Source organism: Streptomyces sp. Pv4-95 (assembly GCF_045782725.1).
Classification (GTDB): domain Bacteria; phylum Actinomycetota; class Actinomycetes; order Streptomycetales; family Streptomycetaceae; genus Streptomyces.
The window spans coordinates 1,651,222-1,666,111 of the sequence record NZ_CP127172.1; the positions used below are offsets into that span (position 1 = coordinate 1,651,222).

14 protein-coding genes are annotated in these 14,890 nt (G+C 73.5%); 5 read left to right on the top strand and 9 right to left on the bottom strand.

The window, feature by feature from the left end:
• Positions 1-66 precede the first annotated feature (66 nt).
• Entirely contained in the window at positions 67-1,278 is a 1,212-nt protein-coding gene (locus QOM21_RS07480) for an aminotransferase class I/II-fold pyridoxal phosphate-dependent enzyme (protein ID WP_407548955.1), read from the bottom strand.
• Between the two features lie 246 nt (positions 1,279-1,524).
• Positions 1,525-1,977, bottom strand: coding sequence for a GNAT family N-acetyltransferase (locus tag QOM21_RS07485; RefSeq protein ID WP_407548956.1), 453 nt, complete (start codon positions 1,975-1,977; stop codon positions 1,525-1,527).
• A gap of 146 nt (positions 1,978-2,123) precedes the next feature.
• Here QOM21_RS07485 and QOM21_RS07490 point away from each other — a divergent pair, with 146 nt between their 5' ends.
• The 4 genes from QOM21_RS07490 to QOM21_RS07505 all read left to right on the top strand — a co-directional run bounded on the left by QOM21_RS07490 (position 2,124) and on the right by QOM21_RS07505 (position 6,262).
• Positions 2,124-3,608, top strand: a complete 1,485-nt coding sequence (locus QOM21_RS07490) for a bifunctional phosphatase PAP2/diacylglycerol kinase family protein (RefSeq protein ID WP_407548957.1) — start codon at positions 2,124-2,126, stop codon at positions 3,606-3,608.
• 152 nt (positions 3,609-3,760) lie between these two features.
• Complete coding sequence (locus QOM21_RS07495) at positions 3,761-4,576, top strand: class I SAM-dependent methyltransferase (RefSeq protein WP_407548958.1); 816 nt, start codon at positions 3,761-3,763, stop codon at positions 4,574-4,576.
• 119 nt (positions 4,577-4,695) lie between these two features.
• Positions 4,696-5,871, top strand: coding sequence for a CapA family protein (locus QOM21_RS07500; protein ID WP_407548959.1), 1,176 nt, complete (start codon positions 4,696-4,698; stop codon positions 5,869-5,871).
• Positions 5,872-5,908: 37 nt separating this feature from the next.
• Positions 5,909-6,262: a VOC family protein gene (locus QOM21_RS07505; protein WP_398555066.1), complete on the top strand. Its 354-nt coding sequence runs from the start codon at positions 5,909-5,911 to the stop codon at positions 6,260-6,262.
• A gap of 135 nt (positions 6,263-6,397) precedes the next feature.
• Here QOM21_RS07505 and QOM21_RS07510 read toward each other — a convergent pair whose 3' ends face one another.
• Positions 6,398-7,321, bottom strand: a complete 924-nt coding sequence (locus QOM21_RS07510) for an NADP-dependent oxidoreductase (RefSeq protein ID WP_407548960.1) — start codon at positions 7,319-7,321, stop codon at positions 6,398-6,400.
• A gap of 103 nt (positions 7,322-7,424) precedes the next feature.
• The gene (locus QOM21_RS07515) at positions 7,425-8,090 is read right to left on the bottom strand and encodes a TetR/AcrR family transcriptional regulator (RefSeq protein WP_407548961.1); all 666 of its coding nucleotides are present in this window, start codon (positions 8,088-8,090) and stop codon (positions 7,425-7,427) included.
• Positions 8,091-8,152: 62 nt separating this feature from the next.
• Between QOM21_RS07515 and QOM21_RS07520 the strand changes: the two genes are divergently transcribed.
• Entirely contained in the window at positions 8,153-9,478 is a 1,326-nt protein-coding gene (locus QOM21_RS07520; RefSeq protein WP_407548962.1) for an aldehyde dehydrogenase family protein, read from the top strand.
• A 57-nt stretch (positions 9,479-9,535) separates the two neighbouring features.
• Here QOM21_RS07520 and QOM21_RS07525 read toward each other — a convergent pair whose 3' ends face one another.
• The 5 genes from QOM21_RS07525 to QOM21_RS07545 form a co-directional block, all read right to left on the bottom strand.
• Positions 9,536-11,569, bottom strand: a complete 2,034-nt coding sequence (locus QOM21_RS07525) for a DUF5107 domain-containing protein (protein ID WP_407548963.1) — start codon at positions 11,567-11,569, stop codon at positions 9,536-9,538.
• Between the two features lie 108 nt (positions 11,570-11,677).
• On the bottom strand, positions 11,678-12,583 hold the full coding sequence (locus QOM21_RS07530; protein ID WP_407548964.1) for an arginase family protein: 906 nt from the start codon (positions 12,581-12,583) through the stop codon (positions 11,678-11,680).
• Between the two features lie 144 nt (positions 12,584-12,727).
• On the bottom strand, positions 12,728-13,438 hold the full coding sequence (locus QOM21_RS07535) for a hypothetical protein (protein WP_407548965.1): 711 nt from the start codon (positions 13,436-13,438) through the stop codon (positions 12,728-12,730).
• A 161-nt stretch (positions 13,439-13,599) separates the two neighbouring features.
• The gene (locus QOM21_RS07540) at positions 13,600-13,983 is read right to left on the bottom strand and encodes a glyoxalase superfamily protein (RefSeq protein WP_407548966.1); all 384 of its coding nucleotides are present in this window, start codon (positions 13,981-13,983) and stop codon (positions 13,600-13,602) included.
• A 49-nt stretch (positions 13,984-14,032) separates the two neighbouring features.
• Complete coding sequence (locus tag QOM21_RS07545) at positions 14,033-14,584, bottom strand: GNAT family N-acetyltransferase (RefSeq protein ID WP_407548967.1); 552 nt, start codon at positions 14,582-14,584, stop codon at positions 14,033-14,035.
• Positions 14,585-14,890: the final 306 nt, after the last annotated feature.

The window sequence follows — 14,890 nt, forward strand, 5'->3', positions numbered from 1 at the left end:
GGCACCAGGGCTGATACGGAACGGGCTGGGGCTGGGCTGATGCGTGCCGCGGCGGGCCGCGGGTGCTCAGCCCTCCGGGGCCGCGAGCCCGGCCAGGGCGCGGGACAGGGAGGTCAACGTCTGCTCGACATGCGGTAGTCGCAGGGGGTCAGCCGCGTCCAGAGCACGTTGCCGCAGGTCCATGTCCGCACCGAGGAGCGCCTCGGCTCCCAGCCGCACCCGCAGGGCGCCCGGGTCGTCCCCGAACCGGTGGCCTCCGCGGCCCGCCCAGGGCGCCAACTCCCGCTCCAGTGCCACGGAATCGGTGATGCCGCGAGCGGCCAGGGGCGGGCGCAGCGGGTCGAGTTCGGCGTACACATGGCTGCCGGCGTGCGGAGGACGGCACACGGCGCCGGCGTCGGCGAGGGCCCGGTGGAGCGCCGCGGTCAGCGTGCCGTACACCCGGGCGGCGGTGGCGGTCCTGGTGCGTACGGGCTCGGGTTCGCCGAGCGCGTGGGTGACGGCGCAGGCGATCGGGCCGGCCAGCGTGCCGCCGAGGCCGGACAGTGCGTGGTGCGCCGCCGTCCGCAGCGCGGCGCCGCTGTCGGTGGCCGGGAACCGGGCCAGCGCCGCGGGCCAGGACGCGGGCACGAGGGTGGCCCGCAGGTCGGTCAGCACCACGACCTCGGCGGGCAGCATCTCGGCGGGGCTGAGCACGACCGTGTCGTGCGGATCGTGCAGCAGGTCGCGGCGCGACTCGTCACTGATGACCCACAATCCCTCCTCGGCCGCCGCCTCGCAGACCTCGTGCAGCTGCTCGGGCGGCGGGCAGGTGCCGGTCGGATCGTCGGCGACGGAGAGCACCAGGACACGGGGGCTGTCGCCGTGCATCCGGGCCCGCCGTACGGTCTCCAGCAGCGCGAACGGGTCGGGCACGCCGCCGGATTCGGCGGGCACGGGCGCGAGGTGCACCGGCCTGCCCAGCAGCCGGGCGGGCGGCGCGTACCACTGCGAGCAGGGCCGCGGCAGCACCACGGCGCCGCCCGCCGCGGCGAACAACGCGAGGAGCATGGTCGGCGCCCCCGGGGCGGCGAGCACGTGGTCGGGGGCGGTTACCAGGCCGCGGCGTTCCCAGTAGCCGCAGCCGGCAGTACGCAGCGGCAGGGCGCCGCCGGGGGGTTCGGGTTCGGTGCGGCCGGCGGCAGCGGAGAGATGCGCGGCGAGGTCCGGAAGGACCGGCAGGCCCACCGGCGGGTCCGGGTCCGGCTCCCGCTGCGGATCATGGACGGTCCGCTGCATCCGTACCTCCACACTCCACGACGGCAGGTCGATCGTGGGCCCTCGTATGAGGGACGGGCCCCGTCCACCTTTGCAGATCGGGGCCGTGGCGGTGGGGGGCGACACGTCAGCCGGGGGTGGCGCCGGGCGCCACGGCGGAGGGCCGGGGCCGTATGGGGCAACCGTTCGCTCGCGCGTACGACAGCCGGCGGGCCCCGGACGGGAACAGTCGCGGGGCGCCACCGGACGCCTCAGGGGCCCCAGGGGTCAGCCGTCCGGGGCCGCGCGGTCCGGCGCTTCGTACCGGTGGACCTCGACGGTCTCCCCCGCTCCCCAGTCCTGCCGCTCGGTGGCCCGGCGGACCCAGCCCTGCCGCTCGTAGAGGGCGATGGCCGAGGTGTCGGTGGTCTTCACATCCAGGACGGGCCGCAGCCCGCGCGCCGCCGCTTCCTGTTCGACGCCGCGCAGAAGGCTCCTGCCCAGGCAGTGCCCCCGGGCCGCCGGGGCGACGTACAGCCGGCTGATCTCCCGTCCGCAGAGCGCCGCGTGGCCGACGATCGCACCGTCCGCCTCGGCGACCCAGGCGGCGGTCAGGTCTCCCGGGGTCAGCCAGCTCGCCGGATCGGCGGGCCAGTGGTGCGGGTAGCCGCTGTGGGTGTGCACCTCGGCCAGGACGGCCACCAGGGCGTCGAGGTCGCCGTCGTCACGTCTCCTGATCACCGGGGCATGCAAGCACGGCCGGGCCGGACCCGTCACCCGGTTTCCGCCCCCGTCCGGGCCGGGGAAGCCCGCCGGTGTGAGACAGACGACGCCGCGAGCGGCGCTTTCATGGCCTGCGGCGCCCCGGCTGGGGTACAAGGTGGCGCATGCGAACGCTTCTGACCAACCTCGACCGGCGGACCTTCGAACGGGTCGCCTCGCGCGAGTGGCCCGGCGCCCAGCGGGTGCTGCCCAGGCTGACCCGCAGCGCCAACCACGGACTGCTGTGGTTCGGCATCGCGGCCGGCGCCGCCGCGCTCGGCGGCCGGCCCGCCCGCCGGGCCGCTCTGCGCGGGGTGGCCTCACTGGCGGTGGCATCGGCGACGGTGAACACCTTCGGCAAGCGCTCCGTACGGCGTGACCGGCCGCTGCTGCACACCGTGCCCGTCATACGGCAGCTCGGCCGCCAGCCCTTCACCTCCTCCTTCCCCTCCGGACACTCGGCATCGGCGGTCGCCTTCGCCACCGGTGTCGCCTTCGAGAACAAGTGGTGGGGCCTGGCGCTGGCACCGGTCGCCGCGTCGGTGGCGTTCTCCCGCGTCTACACGGGCGTCCACTATCCGGGCGATGTGCTGGCAGGTGCGGCTCTTGGAGCCGGTGCGGCGTTCGCGGTGCGCGGCCTGGCCCCCACCCGTGCGCAGCTGGCGCCGCCCGCCCGGCCGCGGGCGGACGCCCCCGCACTGCCCGAGGGGCGCGGCCTGGTCGTGGTGGCGAATTCGGGCTCGGGGCAGCGTGGCGGCCCGCGCCCCGACCGCGCCCAGGAGGTGCACGGGGTGCTGCCGAAGGCCGAGGTGCGCGAGTGCGGCGGGCCGGACGCGCAGCCGCTGGAGAAGCTCCTCGAGGACGCCGCGGATCGGGCCAGGCAGCTGAACGGCGCCCTGGGTGTGCTCGGTGGGGACGGCACCATCAACGCCGCGGCGGCGGTCGCGCTGCGGCACGGGCTCCCGCTGGCGGTGCTGCCCGGCGGCACCCACAACCACTTCGCCTACGACCTGGGGATCGAGACCTACGGCGACGCGGCGCGCGCCGTGGAGACGGGCGAGGCGGTCGCGGTGGACGTGGCGCGATTCCGCGCCGGCCCGCACCGCGAGGCGCAGATCTTTCTCAACACCTTCTCGATCGGCGCCTATCCGGAACTGGTGCGGATCCGGGAGAAATGGGCGGGCCGCATCGGCGCCTGGCCGGCCGGCGTGCTCGCCGCCTGGGAGGTGCTGCGCACCGCGGAGCCGCTCACGATGCAGGTGAACGGCAAGCGGCGCGCCGTATGGATGCTGTTCGTCGGCAACTGCCAGTACCGGGGTCTCGGCCTCGCGCCGGTGCGCCGGCACGACCTGGCGGACGGGGTGCTCGACGTGCGGGTGGTGCACGGCGGCCGGCTGGCCCGCACCAGGCTGCTGGCCGCGGCGCTGATGGGCACCCCGCGGCACTCCCCGGTGCTCAGCGAGGCCCGGCTGCGCGGATTGCGGATCGAGGATCTGCCCCCGGGCACGGACCTCGCCTTCGACGGTGAAGTGGGCTCCGCACCAACCCGGTTGACTCTGGAGAAGCAGAACGAGGCGCTGACGGTCTACCGCCTCCTGCCCGAATGGTGAGATCCGACTCTCATAATGCGAGATCCCGGCGTACGGTGTGAGCACCACACCGAAAGGCGTGCCCGGTAGGCCCCCGCGCACGCCGAGCGGCGGTCGGCGGCGTGTCCTCACGCACGCCGTCCGCCGCTCCCGGGAACGCGAAGGAGTCGGCCATGTCGCAGGAATCCGCCGTCTACACACACGGCCACCACGAGTCCGTACTGCGCTCACACACCTGGCGCACCGCCGCCAACTCGGCCGCATACCTGCTGGATTCGCTCCTGCCGCACATGCAGATCCTGGACATCGGCTGCGGCCCCGGTACCATCACCGCCGACCTGGCCGCGCTGGTACCGGACGGACAGGTCACCGGACTGGAGCACGCCCCCGCCGTGCTGGAGCAGGCGCGCGCCACCGCCGACGCGCACGGAGTCGACAATGTCCGCTTCGCGGTCGGGGACGTCCACGCACTGGACTTCCCGGACAACTCCTTCTGCGTGACACACGCCCATCAGGTCCTGCAGCACGTGGGCGACCCCGTGCAGGCGCTGCGCGAGATGCGCCGCGTCACCAAACCCGGCGGAATCGTCGCCGTCCGCGATGCGGACTACTCGGCCATGACCTGGTATCCGGAGGTCGAGGGGATGGCGGACTGGCAGCAGCTGTATCTGCGGGTGGCCCGCGCCAACGGCGGCGAGCCGGACGCCGGACGCCGGCTGCACGCCTGGGCCCGCCAGGCAGGTTTCGACCCTGCCGCGGTCACCGTGACCACCGGCACCTGGTGCTACCGCACCCCCGAGGAACGCTCCTGGTGGGGCGAGCTGTGGGCGGACCGCACGGTCGCCTCGTCCTACGCGCGGAACGCGGTGGACGGCGGCCACGCCACACCGGACGAGCTGGACCGGATCGCCCGTTCGTGGCGCGAGTGGGCCGCCCAGGAGGACGGCTGGTTCGCGGTACTGCACGGCGAGATCCTGTGCCGCGTCTGAAGCTGTGCGGCCACCGCCGTAGCCACTTCAGGGCGGAAGGGGTGCGCGCTGTCCAACTGACGGCGCAACCCTCTCCCCCGCTCGGCATATAATCCTATTTATCCCGGTATAGGTCAGTCGTGACTCCACAGCGACTGGCCGCGATGGCGGCACTCACCCTGCTCGCGGCGGGCTGCGGAACGCAGCAGTCCGCCGGTCCCGCACGCTCCTCCGACCCGGCCCCGCCGCATCTCGCCCGGGCCGCGAGAGGGCCCGGCTTCACTCTTCTGGCCACCGGGGACGTCCTCCCGCACACCGAGATAATCAAGCAGTCCCACACGGACGCCGGCGGCGACGGCCACGACTTCCGCCCCATGCTCGCCGGGGTCAGGCCCGTGGTCAGCCGCGCCGACCTGGCGATATGCCATATGGAGACGGTGTACGGCAAGGACGGCGGGCCGTTCACCGGCTACCCCGCCTTCAAGTCTCCGCCGCAGGTCGCCGCCGCCCTCAAGCACACCGGCTACGACTCCTGCTCCACCGCCTCCAACCACACCCTCGACGACGGTGCGGACGGGGTGCGGCGCACGCTCGGCGCGATGGACGCCGCAGGGCTGCGTCACGCGGGCTCGGCCCGCTCCGCCGCCGAAGCCCATCGGATATCCCTGATGTGGGCCGGCCCCGCCAAGGTCGCGCAGCTCTCCTACACCTACGCCACCAACGGCATACCGCTGCCCCAAGGACAGCCGTGGGCGGTCAATCTGATCGACCGGAAGAAGATCATCGCCGATGCCCGGTCCGCCCGTGCGGCCGGTGCGGATGTCGTCGTGGTCAGCGTCCACTGGGGCACGGAATGGCAGCAGGAGCCCGACGAACAGCAGCGCACCCTGGCGCGCGCCCTGACCGCCTCCCGCAGCGCGGGACGGCCCGACATCGACCTGATCCTCGGCACCCACGCACATGTCCCGCAGGCCTACGAGAAGGTCAACGGCACCTGGGTCGTCTACGGCATGGGCGACCAGCTGGCGGGCTACATGTACAACCCGCCGGACGTGGTCGACGGGCGCGGCAACCAGAGTTCGATGGCCCGCTTCACCTTCGCCCGCCCGGCCAGGACCGGGGACCGCTGGCCCGTCCGCAAGGCCGAGTTCATACCCCAGCTCACCGACCTGAAGGACCGATTCCGGGTGGTGAACCTCCCCGACGCCCTGGCCCGGGAGCCCGGCCGCACCGACTACTCCGCGGCCCGCGACAGCATCCGGGACATCGTGTTCTCCCGGGGCGCGGCGAAGGACGGTCTGATCATGTCCAAGTGATCGCGCTCCCCGAGGCACGCCAACTAGGCTTGCCCGTATGGACATTCTGGGGACCTCATTGCGGGTGTGCGTCAGCGATCTCGAAGCCGCGGTCGGCGTCTACGAACGGCTGACCGGCGCCGAGGCGGTCCGCTTCCAGCGCGGCGGCGTCGCGGTCGCGGCCGTGGGGTGCTTCTTCCTGATGAGCGGCCCCGAGGCGGAGTTGTCGGTACTGCGGAAGATCACGGCGACTCTCGCCGTCAAGGATGTGGACGAGGCGGTCGCCGATCTGTCGGCGGTCGGCGCCGACATCATCGCGGGCCCGCTGTCCACCCCCATCGGCCGCAACCTGGTGGCCCGCCACCCTGACGGTTCGGTCTTCGAGTACGTCGACCGGCGGCAGGACGCCTGAACGACTCCCCCGGCGGTGCGCCCACGTGCCGTCGCCGGGCGCAGTGGATCGCCGCGCGACTCGGCCGCTCTCCTCAAGCGGCCGGGTCGCCCGCGTCGCCTGCCTCTCGGCAACCGTGGGCCCACGGGCCCGTGATCAGGACACGTCCAGGACGATCTTGCCGCGGGTGCGGCCCGCCATACTGCGGCGGAATGCCTCCGCGGCCTCGGACAGCGGGAACGTCGCGTCGACCGGCACGGTGAGCTTGCCGGCCTCCGCGAGGTCGCCGAGCGCGGTCAGATCCGCGCTGTCGGGGCGCACCCACACCATGTGCCCGCCCTTCGCCTTGACCTCGCCGTCCGCGACGGACACCACCCGGGTGCGGTCCTTGAGGACCTCCTGCGAGACGTCCACGGCACCGCCGCCGACGAAGTCGACCGCCACGTCCACCCCTTCGGGAGCCAGCTCCCGCACCCGCCCGGCGAGGCCGTCGCCGTAGGTCACCGGCTCGGCGCCGAGGGAGCGCAGGAACTCGTGGTTGCGTTCACTGGCCGTGCCGATGACGCGGGCTCCCTGGGCCACCGCGATCTGCACCGCGAGCGAGCCGACGCCGCCCGCGGCGGCGTGCACCAGGACCGTCTCGCCCTGCCGGGTACCGACCCGCTTGAGCGCCTGATAGGCGGTGAGCCCGGCGAGCGGCAGGCCCGCCGCCTGCTGCCAGTTGAGCGAGGCCGGCTTGCGCGCGAGGGTGCGGACCGGCGCGGAGACCAGTTCCGCGAAGGTGCCGTGCTGGACCTCGTCCTTGCGGACGTAGCCCATGACCTCGTCGCCGACGGCGTACTCGGTGGCGTCAACGCCGACCGCCTCGACCACGCCCGAGACGTCCCAGCCGGGGATGAGGGGGAAGTGCATGTGCATCAACGCGTCCAGATAGCCCGCGACGATCTTCCAGTCCACGGGATTGACGCCGGCCGCCTTCACCCGGACCAGGACCGCGTCGGGAGCCACCTTCGGGTCCGGCTGGTCGGTGTATTCGAGGACCTCGGGTCCGCCATAGCTGTTGGTGATGATCGCCTTCATGATCGTGACAACGAGTGACGGTCCTGAATCATTCCCTCACGGCCGGGACGGTCACCGAATGGCGTACGCGTCAGCAGGGCGGCAGGGTGGGCGCGTTGGAGGTTCATCCCCCGTCGGCAGCGGTGGACGCGCCCAGCGCGCGCAGCAGGAACGGGAGCAGTTCCCGTGCCATCGCCTCGCCGGACGAGGGGGCGCGGGGCGCCGGGGGCTGAGCGTCCGGGGTGAGGAAGAGGCGGCTGACCATCGAACCGACGACGAGGTCGGCGAGGACATGCGCGTCGTCCAGCGGCGGGATGTCGCCGCGGGCCACCGCGCGCCGGACCACGGTGGCGGCGCGGTCGCGGACGGGCTGGACGATGGCGGTGTCCAGCACCCGGGCCAGCGCCTCGTTGTGCGCGGCCTCCCCGATCAGCACATGCAGCAGCCGGCCGCCCGGCCCTTCCAGGGTGTCGGCCTTGTCCCGCAGCAGTGCGGCGAGGTCGCCTTCGAGGCTGCCGGTGTCCGGCTGGGGGCCGAGATCGGCCGCCCAGCGGACGGCGGTGCCCACGACCAGATCCTCCTTGGAGCGCCAGCGGCGGTAGAGCGTCGCGGTGGACACCCCGGCCCGCTTGGCCACCGCCGCGGTGGTCAGCCCGCCGTAGCCGCTCTCCTGGAGGACCTGGACGGTGGCCTCCAGCAGGGCCCGGTCACGGCCGGCGTCGCGCGGCCGGCCGCGGGCGGGCTGCCGCTCGGCGGTCGCGGTGTCGTTGCTCTCGGTGCGTTCGGCCACACGGGGAGTCTAGCCACTTCAATACGAAACGAAACACTTTCGTTTCATGTAGCCTCGGGGGCATGGCACCTCACACCCCCACCACGCCCCTGGACGTCGCCGCCGTCGTGGCCCGGCTCCGCGCCACCTTCGCCACCCACCGCACCAGGTCGACGGCCTGGCGGCGCGGACAGCTGGAGGCGCTGCGCACCCTGCTCACCGAGCACGCCGACGAACTCGTCGCGGCGCTCCACGAGGACCTGGGAAAGGGCCCCAAGGAGGCATACCGCACCGAGGTCGGCTTCACGATCAACGAGATCGATCACACCCTCGCCCATCTCGACGACTGGCTGGCCTCCCGGCCCGCGGACCTGCCCGAGCGGCTGCTCCCGGCCACCGGCCATGTCGTCCGCGAGCCCCTCGGCGTCGTCCTGGTGATCGCCCCCTGGAACTACCCGCTGCAGCTGGCCCTCGCCCCGCTGGTCGGGGCGCTGGCCGCGGGCAACTGCGCCGTCGTCAAGCCCAGTGAACTCGCCCCCGCCACCTCCACAGCCCTCGCCCGCCTGCTGCCGCGCCATCTGGACGACGAGGCGGTGGCCGTCGTCGAGGGCGCCGTCCCGGAGACCACCGCACTGCTGGAGCAGCGGTTCGACCACCTCTTCTACACCGGTAACGGCACCGTCGGGCGGATCGTGATGGCGGCCGCCGCCAAGCACCTGACGCCGGTCACGCTCGAACTCGGCGGCAAGAGCCCGACCGTCGTCGACCTCGGCACCGACCTGGCCGTGGCGGCACAGCGCATCGTGTCGGGAAAGTTCCTCAACGCCGGCCAGACCTGCGTCGCACCCGACTACGTCCTGGCCGTCGGCGACACCGCGGAGGGCCTGGAGGAGCACCTCGCCGAGGCCGTGCGCGAACGGTTCGGGGCCGACCCGGCCGCCGCCCCGGAGTACGGACGGATCGTCAACGAGCGGCACTTCGACCGGCTGACCGCCCTCCTCGGCAGCGGCCGCACGGTCGTCGGCGGTATCCACGACCGCGCCACGCGCTATCTGGCGCCCACCGTGCTCGCCGATGTCACCCCCGACGCCCCGGTGATGCGGGAGGAGATCTTCGGCCCGATCCTGCCGATCGTGCGGGTGCCCGACCTGGACGCGGCGATCGCGTTCATCAACGAGCGCGACAAGCCGCTCGCGCTGTACGCGTTCACCGCGTCCGACGACACCAGGCACCGGCTGCTGACCGAGACCTCCTCCGGCGCGCTCACCTTCGGGCTGCCGGTGGCCCATCTCACCGCTCCGGACCTGCCGTTCGGCGGCGTGGGCGAGAGCGGCATGGGCCGCTACCACGGCGAGTACTCCCTCGACACCTTCAGCCACAGCAAGGCCGTGCTGGACAAGCCGGCCTGAGGAAGGACCGGCCGGGACGACGCGGCCCGGTAGGCCGGGCCGGCCTACCGGTAGTCGTCACACCGGCCGCATCCGGTACTCGTACCGCTCCGGCAGCGGGTGCTCGGCACGGGCCGTGGCGCGCACCTCGTCGGTGACCGGACCCTCGCCGGCCACCAGGCGTTCCGCGATGGCGTACCAGGTGTCGCTCAACGCCTCGTCGCCCTCCCGCAGATCGGCGATCTCGAAGCCCGCGTCGAAGATCTCGCGGGCCTCGGCGGTCCGTCCCCGGTCGAGCAGCACCTGGGCGGTCAGCAACCGGAACCGGCCGTCGGCCGACACCTCCTCGGGCAGCCGCCCGAGGAGGTCCGCCGCCTCCTCGCTCCGCCGCGCCGCGCGCAGCGCCGGGACCGCCTCCCTGGCCAGGGCGGGCAGGGCCGCTCGCCAGACACGGGCGGCCGGGCCGGGCGTGGCGGAGTGCGCGGCCCGGTCGGCGCAGGCGAACGCCTCCGCGAAGCGGTCGGCGGCCCGCGCCGTGTCGCCCGCCTCCCACTCCGCCACCGCCAGGCAGTACAGCGGCAGGCAGCCCGCGCCGTGCGACAGTGCGCGCTCCCAGCTGCGGACGGCCTGCGCGCGGTCACCGGCGTGCCACTGGGCGAGGCCGAGGTGGTAGTCGGTCGCCGGCCCCGGCCGGGCCGACTCCAGCAGATCGCGCCAGGCGGGGGCGACCTGCGTGGCGCCGGGCACCGGAGCATCGGCGGGCAGGTCGCCGGAGGTGAGGAGGGTCAGCCACGGCTGCTGTTCCTCGCCCATGGTGCCCCCTTCGAAGGGGGTGCCGGGCAAGTCGTGGCCGGCCCGTGCGACTTCGAGCGCGCCCCAGCCGGAGCCGGTGGCGAGCTGCTCCTTCGGTTCCGCGTCGGCGTACGGCCGCCAGGCGGCGAGGGCGGCCTCGACGTCGGCCCGCGGCAGGGCCGCCTCCAGCCGGGCCGCGACCTCACCGCGGGCGGCGCCCCAGTCGTCGCCGTGCACCACCGCCGGGTCCGCGGCCAGCGGCCCGTACGCCTCCAGCCAGCTGAACTCGCCGCCGCCGTCGAGCGCCACATGCTCCAGCTGGGTACGGGCCAGACCTGCCTGGATCTCGGCGTAGCCGCCGGTTCCGGGCTCGGTGAGCCAGCGTTGCCAGCGCCGCCCGGCCCGCTGGGCACCCCAGACGAAGAGCTTGCGGCCGCGGAGCGCGTCGGTGGAGGTCTGCACCAGGCCGCGGCCGCCCTCGTCGAGGGAGCTGATCCAGCGGCGGGCGCCGTCGGGGACCTCGTAGAAGTAGTCGGCGGGGACGTCGCTGCGCAGCGGGTAGCTGCGGTCGGCGCCGTTGAACTCCGGGGAAGGGACCCGGCGCAGGGCGTGCTCGTAGCCGAAGTGCCACGCCTCGTCGGCAGGGGCGACGACGCGGGTCCCCTCGGCTTCGGGAACGGCGATGTTGGACCACCAGTAGACGGGCGCGGTGTGGTGGTGCGGATTGCGGATGCGGACGCCGACGTACAGGAAGTCCGAGCCCTCCGGCAGCCAGAGGTCCACCTGGAAGGGCAGGTCGCGCAGTCGTTCCCACTCCCACAGCCGGAGCATCTCGCCGCCGTCGGGGGCCGGGACCCGGGCGGCGTGCAGCGGTGCACAGGAGAGGGTGGTATGGCCCGTGGCACCGATGTTCCACTCGATGCCGCCGGAGAACCAGGCGCCGTTGAGGGCGAAGTTGGCGGGTTGCAGCACGGGGTTGCGGTAGAGCAGTTCCCGGTCGGTGGGCTTGTGGTGCAGGGAGTACACCCGGCCGCCGAGGCCCGGCAGGACGGTGGCGCGCAGCCGGTCGTTCTCGATGACGAGCGCCTCGACGTCGGTGCCGACGCGGTGACGGCCGTAGCCGTCGCGCAGCCGCGTCGGCAGGATCGTGCGCAGCGGCTGGTAGCGGATCTGGCGCGCCATGTCGGCGGGCAGACCGGCGTCCTCGGGGATGCGGATGCGGTGCGGGTCGTCGGAGGCGCGCAGGGCGGGCAAGGGGTTGTCGGGGCCGATGGGCGCTGCGGGAAGGGTCAAGGTCGTGCGTCGCACACTCGTGGCCACGGCTGCCTCGCATGGTTGGACCGGGCCACCTCTGCTGCGGTGGCCGCCTGTTGACCATGGAACATCGTCTCGGCCGGTCTGCACAGGGCGTGTTGCGCACAGGTGAGGTCAGGGTTGCGCAAAGACGCTCTCCAGGAGGTCGGCGAGCAGCGCCGCGCCGGCTCCTTCGGGGTCGCGGTCCGGGTCGTAGATGGTGACGTCGACGCCGACGCACCGCGGCGAGGCGGCCAGGGGGCCGAGCAGGGCGCGCAGTTCGTCCGTGTGGAGGCCGTCGGGGTCGGGGCTGTCGACGGCCGGCATGACGGAGGGGTCCAGGACATCGGCGTCGAGGTGGAGCCAGAAGCCGTCGAGCGGCGGGTGCTGGAGGTGTCGGAGCGTCTCGCGCGCCACCGTCCCGGCTCCGCGTCGGCGGATCACACCGACCGGGGCGTGGCGGATGCCGAGGCCGGTCAGCTCCGGCTGGTCCTCGTCGGCGTCGCGGATGCCGAGGACGCTGATGTCGGTGTCCCGTACGTAGGGCCGCAGTCCGTCGATATCCGTCAGATCCGGCTGTCCGCGTCCGGTGATCTGCGCGACGCCCTCACCGGCGGCGGCACCCACCGGGCCGGCCACCTCGGTGTTGCCGGGGTGGCGGAAGTCGCCGTGGCCGTCGAGATACGCCACGCCGTACCGGCCCAGGCGGCGCAGCGCGAGGACGGCGCCGAGCAGGATGCTGCAGTCGCCGCCGAGCAGCACCGGGAACGCGCCGTCGCGCACATGCTTCCCGACGCGCTCGGCGAGCCTTCGGGTGTAGCCGGCGATGGCCTCGGCGTGGAAGTCGCCGTCGCCCTCCTGCCACCGTCCGAGGTCGTAGCGCGGCGGCACCACCACTCCCCCCTCCTGGGCACCGAGGCGCCGTAGCAGCCCCTGGTCGCGCAGGGCACCGGCGAGCTTGTGGCAGCCGGGGACGGCGCCGGGCGCGGGCGGGCGAAGTCCGAGGTTGGAGGGAGCGTCCATGAGTACGGTGCGGCGCATGCCGGGATCGTAACGGGCCCGGGGAGTAGGGCCGTTGGCTTTCCGCCAGGCGCCCGGCACGGTGCGGTCCGGCTCCGGCCCCGGCACTGCGGCGGTGGAGCCGCCTCGGGCGAGGTGGCTCCACCGCCGCGGTCGGGCGGGCGTTCACTCGTGGGCGCTGATCACGCCGCCGGCGCTGAGCACGATGTACACGCCGTTGGCGTCGACCCCGACGTCGTGCCCGTTCGTCTCCAGCGTGGCGGCCACGCCCTCGGAGCCGATGATCTTCGCGCGGTACCGCAGCTCGCCGACCTTCGTGACCTCGGCCTTCCAGCCGCCGGCGAGCTTGAAGGTGCCCGGTCCCTGGTGCTCGCCGCCCATCCAGGAGTGGATCTCGCCGCCCATCGTGAGCACGACGTACATGCCGTTGGCGTCGAGCCCGGCGTCGGCGTCCTGCCCTGTCGTCTCCATCGTGGCCACGACCGCACCGTCGCTGACGATCTTGGCGCGGTAGCGCTGGGAGCCGAGGTCGTAGATCTCGGCCTTGCTGCCGTCCACCAGGGTCTCGGTGCGGACCGGGGAGGCCTTCTTGCCGACGCCGGTGGCCTGCGTGGCACCCGACGACTTGCCCGCGGCGCCCGGCTCGGCGCCGGTCTTGGCATCGGGGCTCGCCTTGCCGTCGGAGTTCTGCGCTCCGGAACGGTCCGAAGCGGTGGACTGTGCGTCGGGCGCGCTCGCGTGGGCCGCGGGCTTCGCGTCGGCGGCGTCCGAGCCGGAGCAGGCGGTCAGGGTGAGGCCGGCCACTGCGGTCAGGGCCGCGGCGGCAACGCGCAGGGTGCGGCGGCGCGCGGTGCGGGCAGTGGTGCTGGAGCTCATCGGGTCCCCCGGGTCGGGTCGGTGTCGGTGTTTCCTCGGTACGTCACCCACTCTGGTCGGCGCCGCTATTGCCCCGCTGCCGCTCCGCTAACACCCCACTAACACCCGTGTGAGCAGCGGAAAAAGCCACCCGCCCGTCGGAATCGCCCTGCGGACACGCCCTAGGACTCCGGCTCGTCGGGGTGCCGCTCGTGGAAGCGCAGCCGGTTGCCGAACGGGTCGGTCAGGGTGAGTGACGTACCCGTCCCGTCCTCCTCCAGGCCGGGCCGCAGGTTGGGATAGTCCTTGCCGGCCAGCTCGGCGTGCAGGTCGCGTACCCCGCTCAGTTCCAGGAGGACGGTCGAGCCGGGCGTCGCGTCGCCGTGGTGCTCGGACAGATGCAGGACCAGGCCGCCGCGCGAGACCTGGGTGTAGAGCGGCATACCGGGCTCGTAGCGGTGTTCCCAGTCGACGGTGCAGCCGAGATAGCCGAGGTAGAACGCGTGCGCTGTGGCCAGGTCGAAGATGCGGAAGACGGGCACGGTACGGCGGAAGTCGATTCCCATGATCCCACTCTGCCCGGCCGGCGCCGCGAGGGTCACTCCTTGCCCGCCCCTACGCGCCTTCCGCGGGCGCCATCTCGCTGGTGATCGCCCAGCGCTCGTGGTCGCGCCACGCGCCGTCGATGAGGAGGAAGTCCGGCGAGAACCCCTCCAGCCGGAAGCCGGCGCGCTCGACCAGGGCGATCGACCGGGTGTTGGCGGGCTGGATGTTGGCCTCCAGCCGGTGCAGGCCCATCTCGTCGAAGGCGTGGCGCAGGACCAGCCGGAGCCCCTCGGCCATGAGCCCGCGCCCGCCCGCGTGCGCGAAGGCGCCGTAGCCGATCGCACCGCACCGGAACGCGCCGTGCACGATGTTGTTGATCGTCAGGAATCCCGCGATCCGGCCGTCGGAGCGGTCCCGGAACAGGAAGCCCTCGCGCACCGGTTCCGCCAGCCTGCTCAGGTAGCTGTCGTACGCGGCGGGGGTCTCCGGCGGGAACAGCCACGGGTGGTGCAGGGACCTGCTCTCCCGGGCCAGGGCGGTGAACTCCTGCTGGTCGTCGGCGGTGAAGGGCAGGAGCTCCACACGGGGGCCGCGGGCAGGCGGGCGAGGGTTGGTCGTCATCGGCAGATCCTATGAAGGCGTGTGGACGCCTGGCCAGGAAGGTGCCCCACGGCGCCGCCCGCCGGGCGCTGCCGAGCCACTGACGCGGCATCACCGGGCCGGATCGAGCGGCCCGCCGCTTCTCGTCCGCCGCCACTGCCGCTCCCCCGCCGCGGGGGCCGCGAGTGCGAGGCGACGGCGGGTCCTGCGCAGCATCGTCCGGGCCATGACGAGGTGGGCGAGGCGAACCTGTCCGCACCGCACGGAAGTTGGCCGAACTGCCCGTAGACATCCGCCGGGACACAGGCATGAGGTGAGACCGGGTGC

Excerpts from the sequence above, each read along its gene's own strand:
- QOM21_RS07480 (WP_407548955.1), bottom strand. The coding sequence starts at position 1,278 with ATGCAGCGGACCGTCCATGATCCGCAGCGGGAGCCGGACCCGGACCCG.
- QOM21_RS07490 (WP_407548957.1), top strand. The coding sequence starts at position 2,124 with ATGCGAACGCTTCTGACCAACCTCGACCGGCGGACCTTCGAACGGGTC.
- QOM21_RS07495 (WP_407548958.1), top strand. The coding sequence starts at position 3,761 with ATGTCGCAGGAATCCGCCGTCTACACACACGGCCACCACGAGTCCGTA.
- QOM21_RS07505 (WP_398555066.1), top strand. The coding sequence starts at position 5,909 with ATGGACATTCTGGGGACCTCATTGCGGGTGTGCGTCAGCGATCTCGAA.
- QOM21_RS07510 (WP_407548960.1), bottom strand. The coding sequence starts at position 7,321 with ATGAAGGCGATCATCACCAACAGCTATGGCGGACCCGAGGTCCTCGAA.
- QOM21_RS07520 (WP_407548962.1), top strand. The coding sequence starts at position 8,153 with ATGGCACCTCACACCCCCACCACGCCCCTGGACGTCGCCGCCGTCGTG.
- QOM21_RS07530 (WP_407548964.1), bottom strand. The coding sequence starts at position 12,583 with ATGCGCCGCACCGTACTCATGGACGCTCCCTCCAACCTCGGACTTCGC.
- QOM21_RS07535 (WP_407548965.1), bottom strand. The coding sequence starts at position 13,438 with ATGAGCTCCAGCACCACTGCCCGCACCGCGCGCCGCCGCACCCTGCGC.
- QOM21_RS07540 (WP_407548966.1), bottom strand. The coding sequence starts at position 13,983 with ATGGGAATCGACTTCCGCCGTACCGTGCCCGTCTTCCGCATCTTCGAC.
- QOM21_RS07545 (WP_407548967.1), bottom strand. The coding sequence starts at position 14,584 with ATGACGACCAACCCTCGCCCGCCTGCCCGCGGCCCCCGTGTGGAGCTC.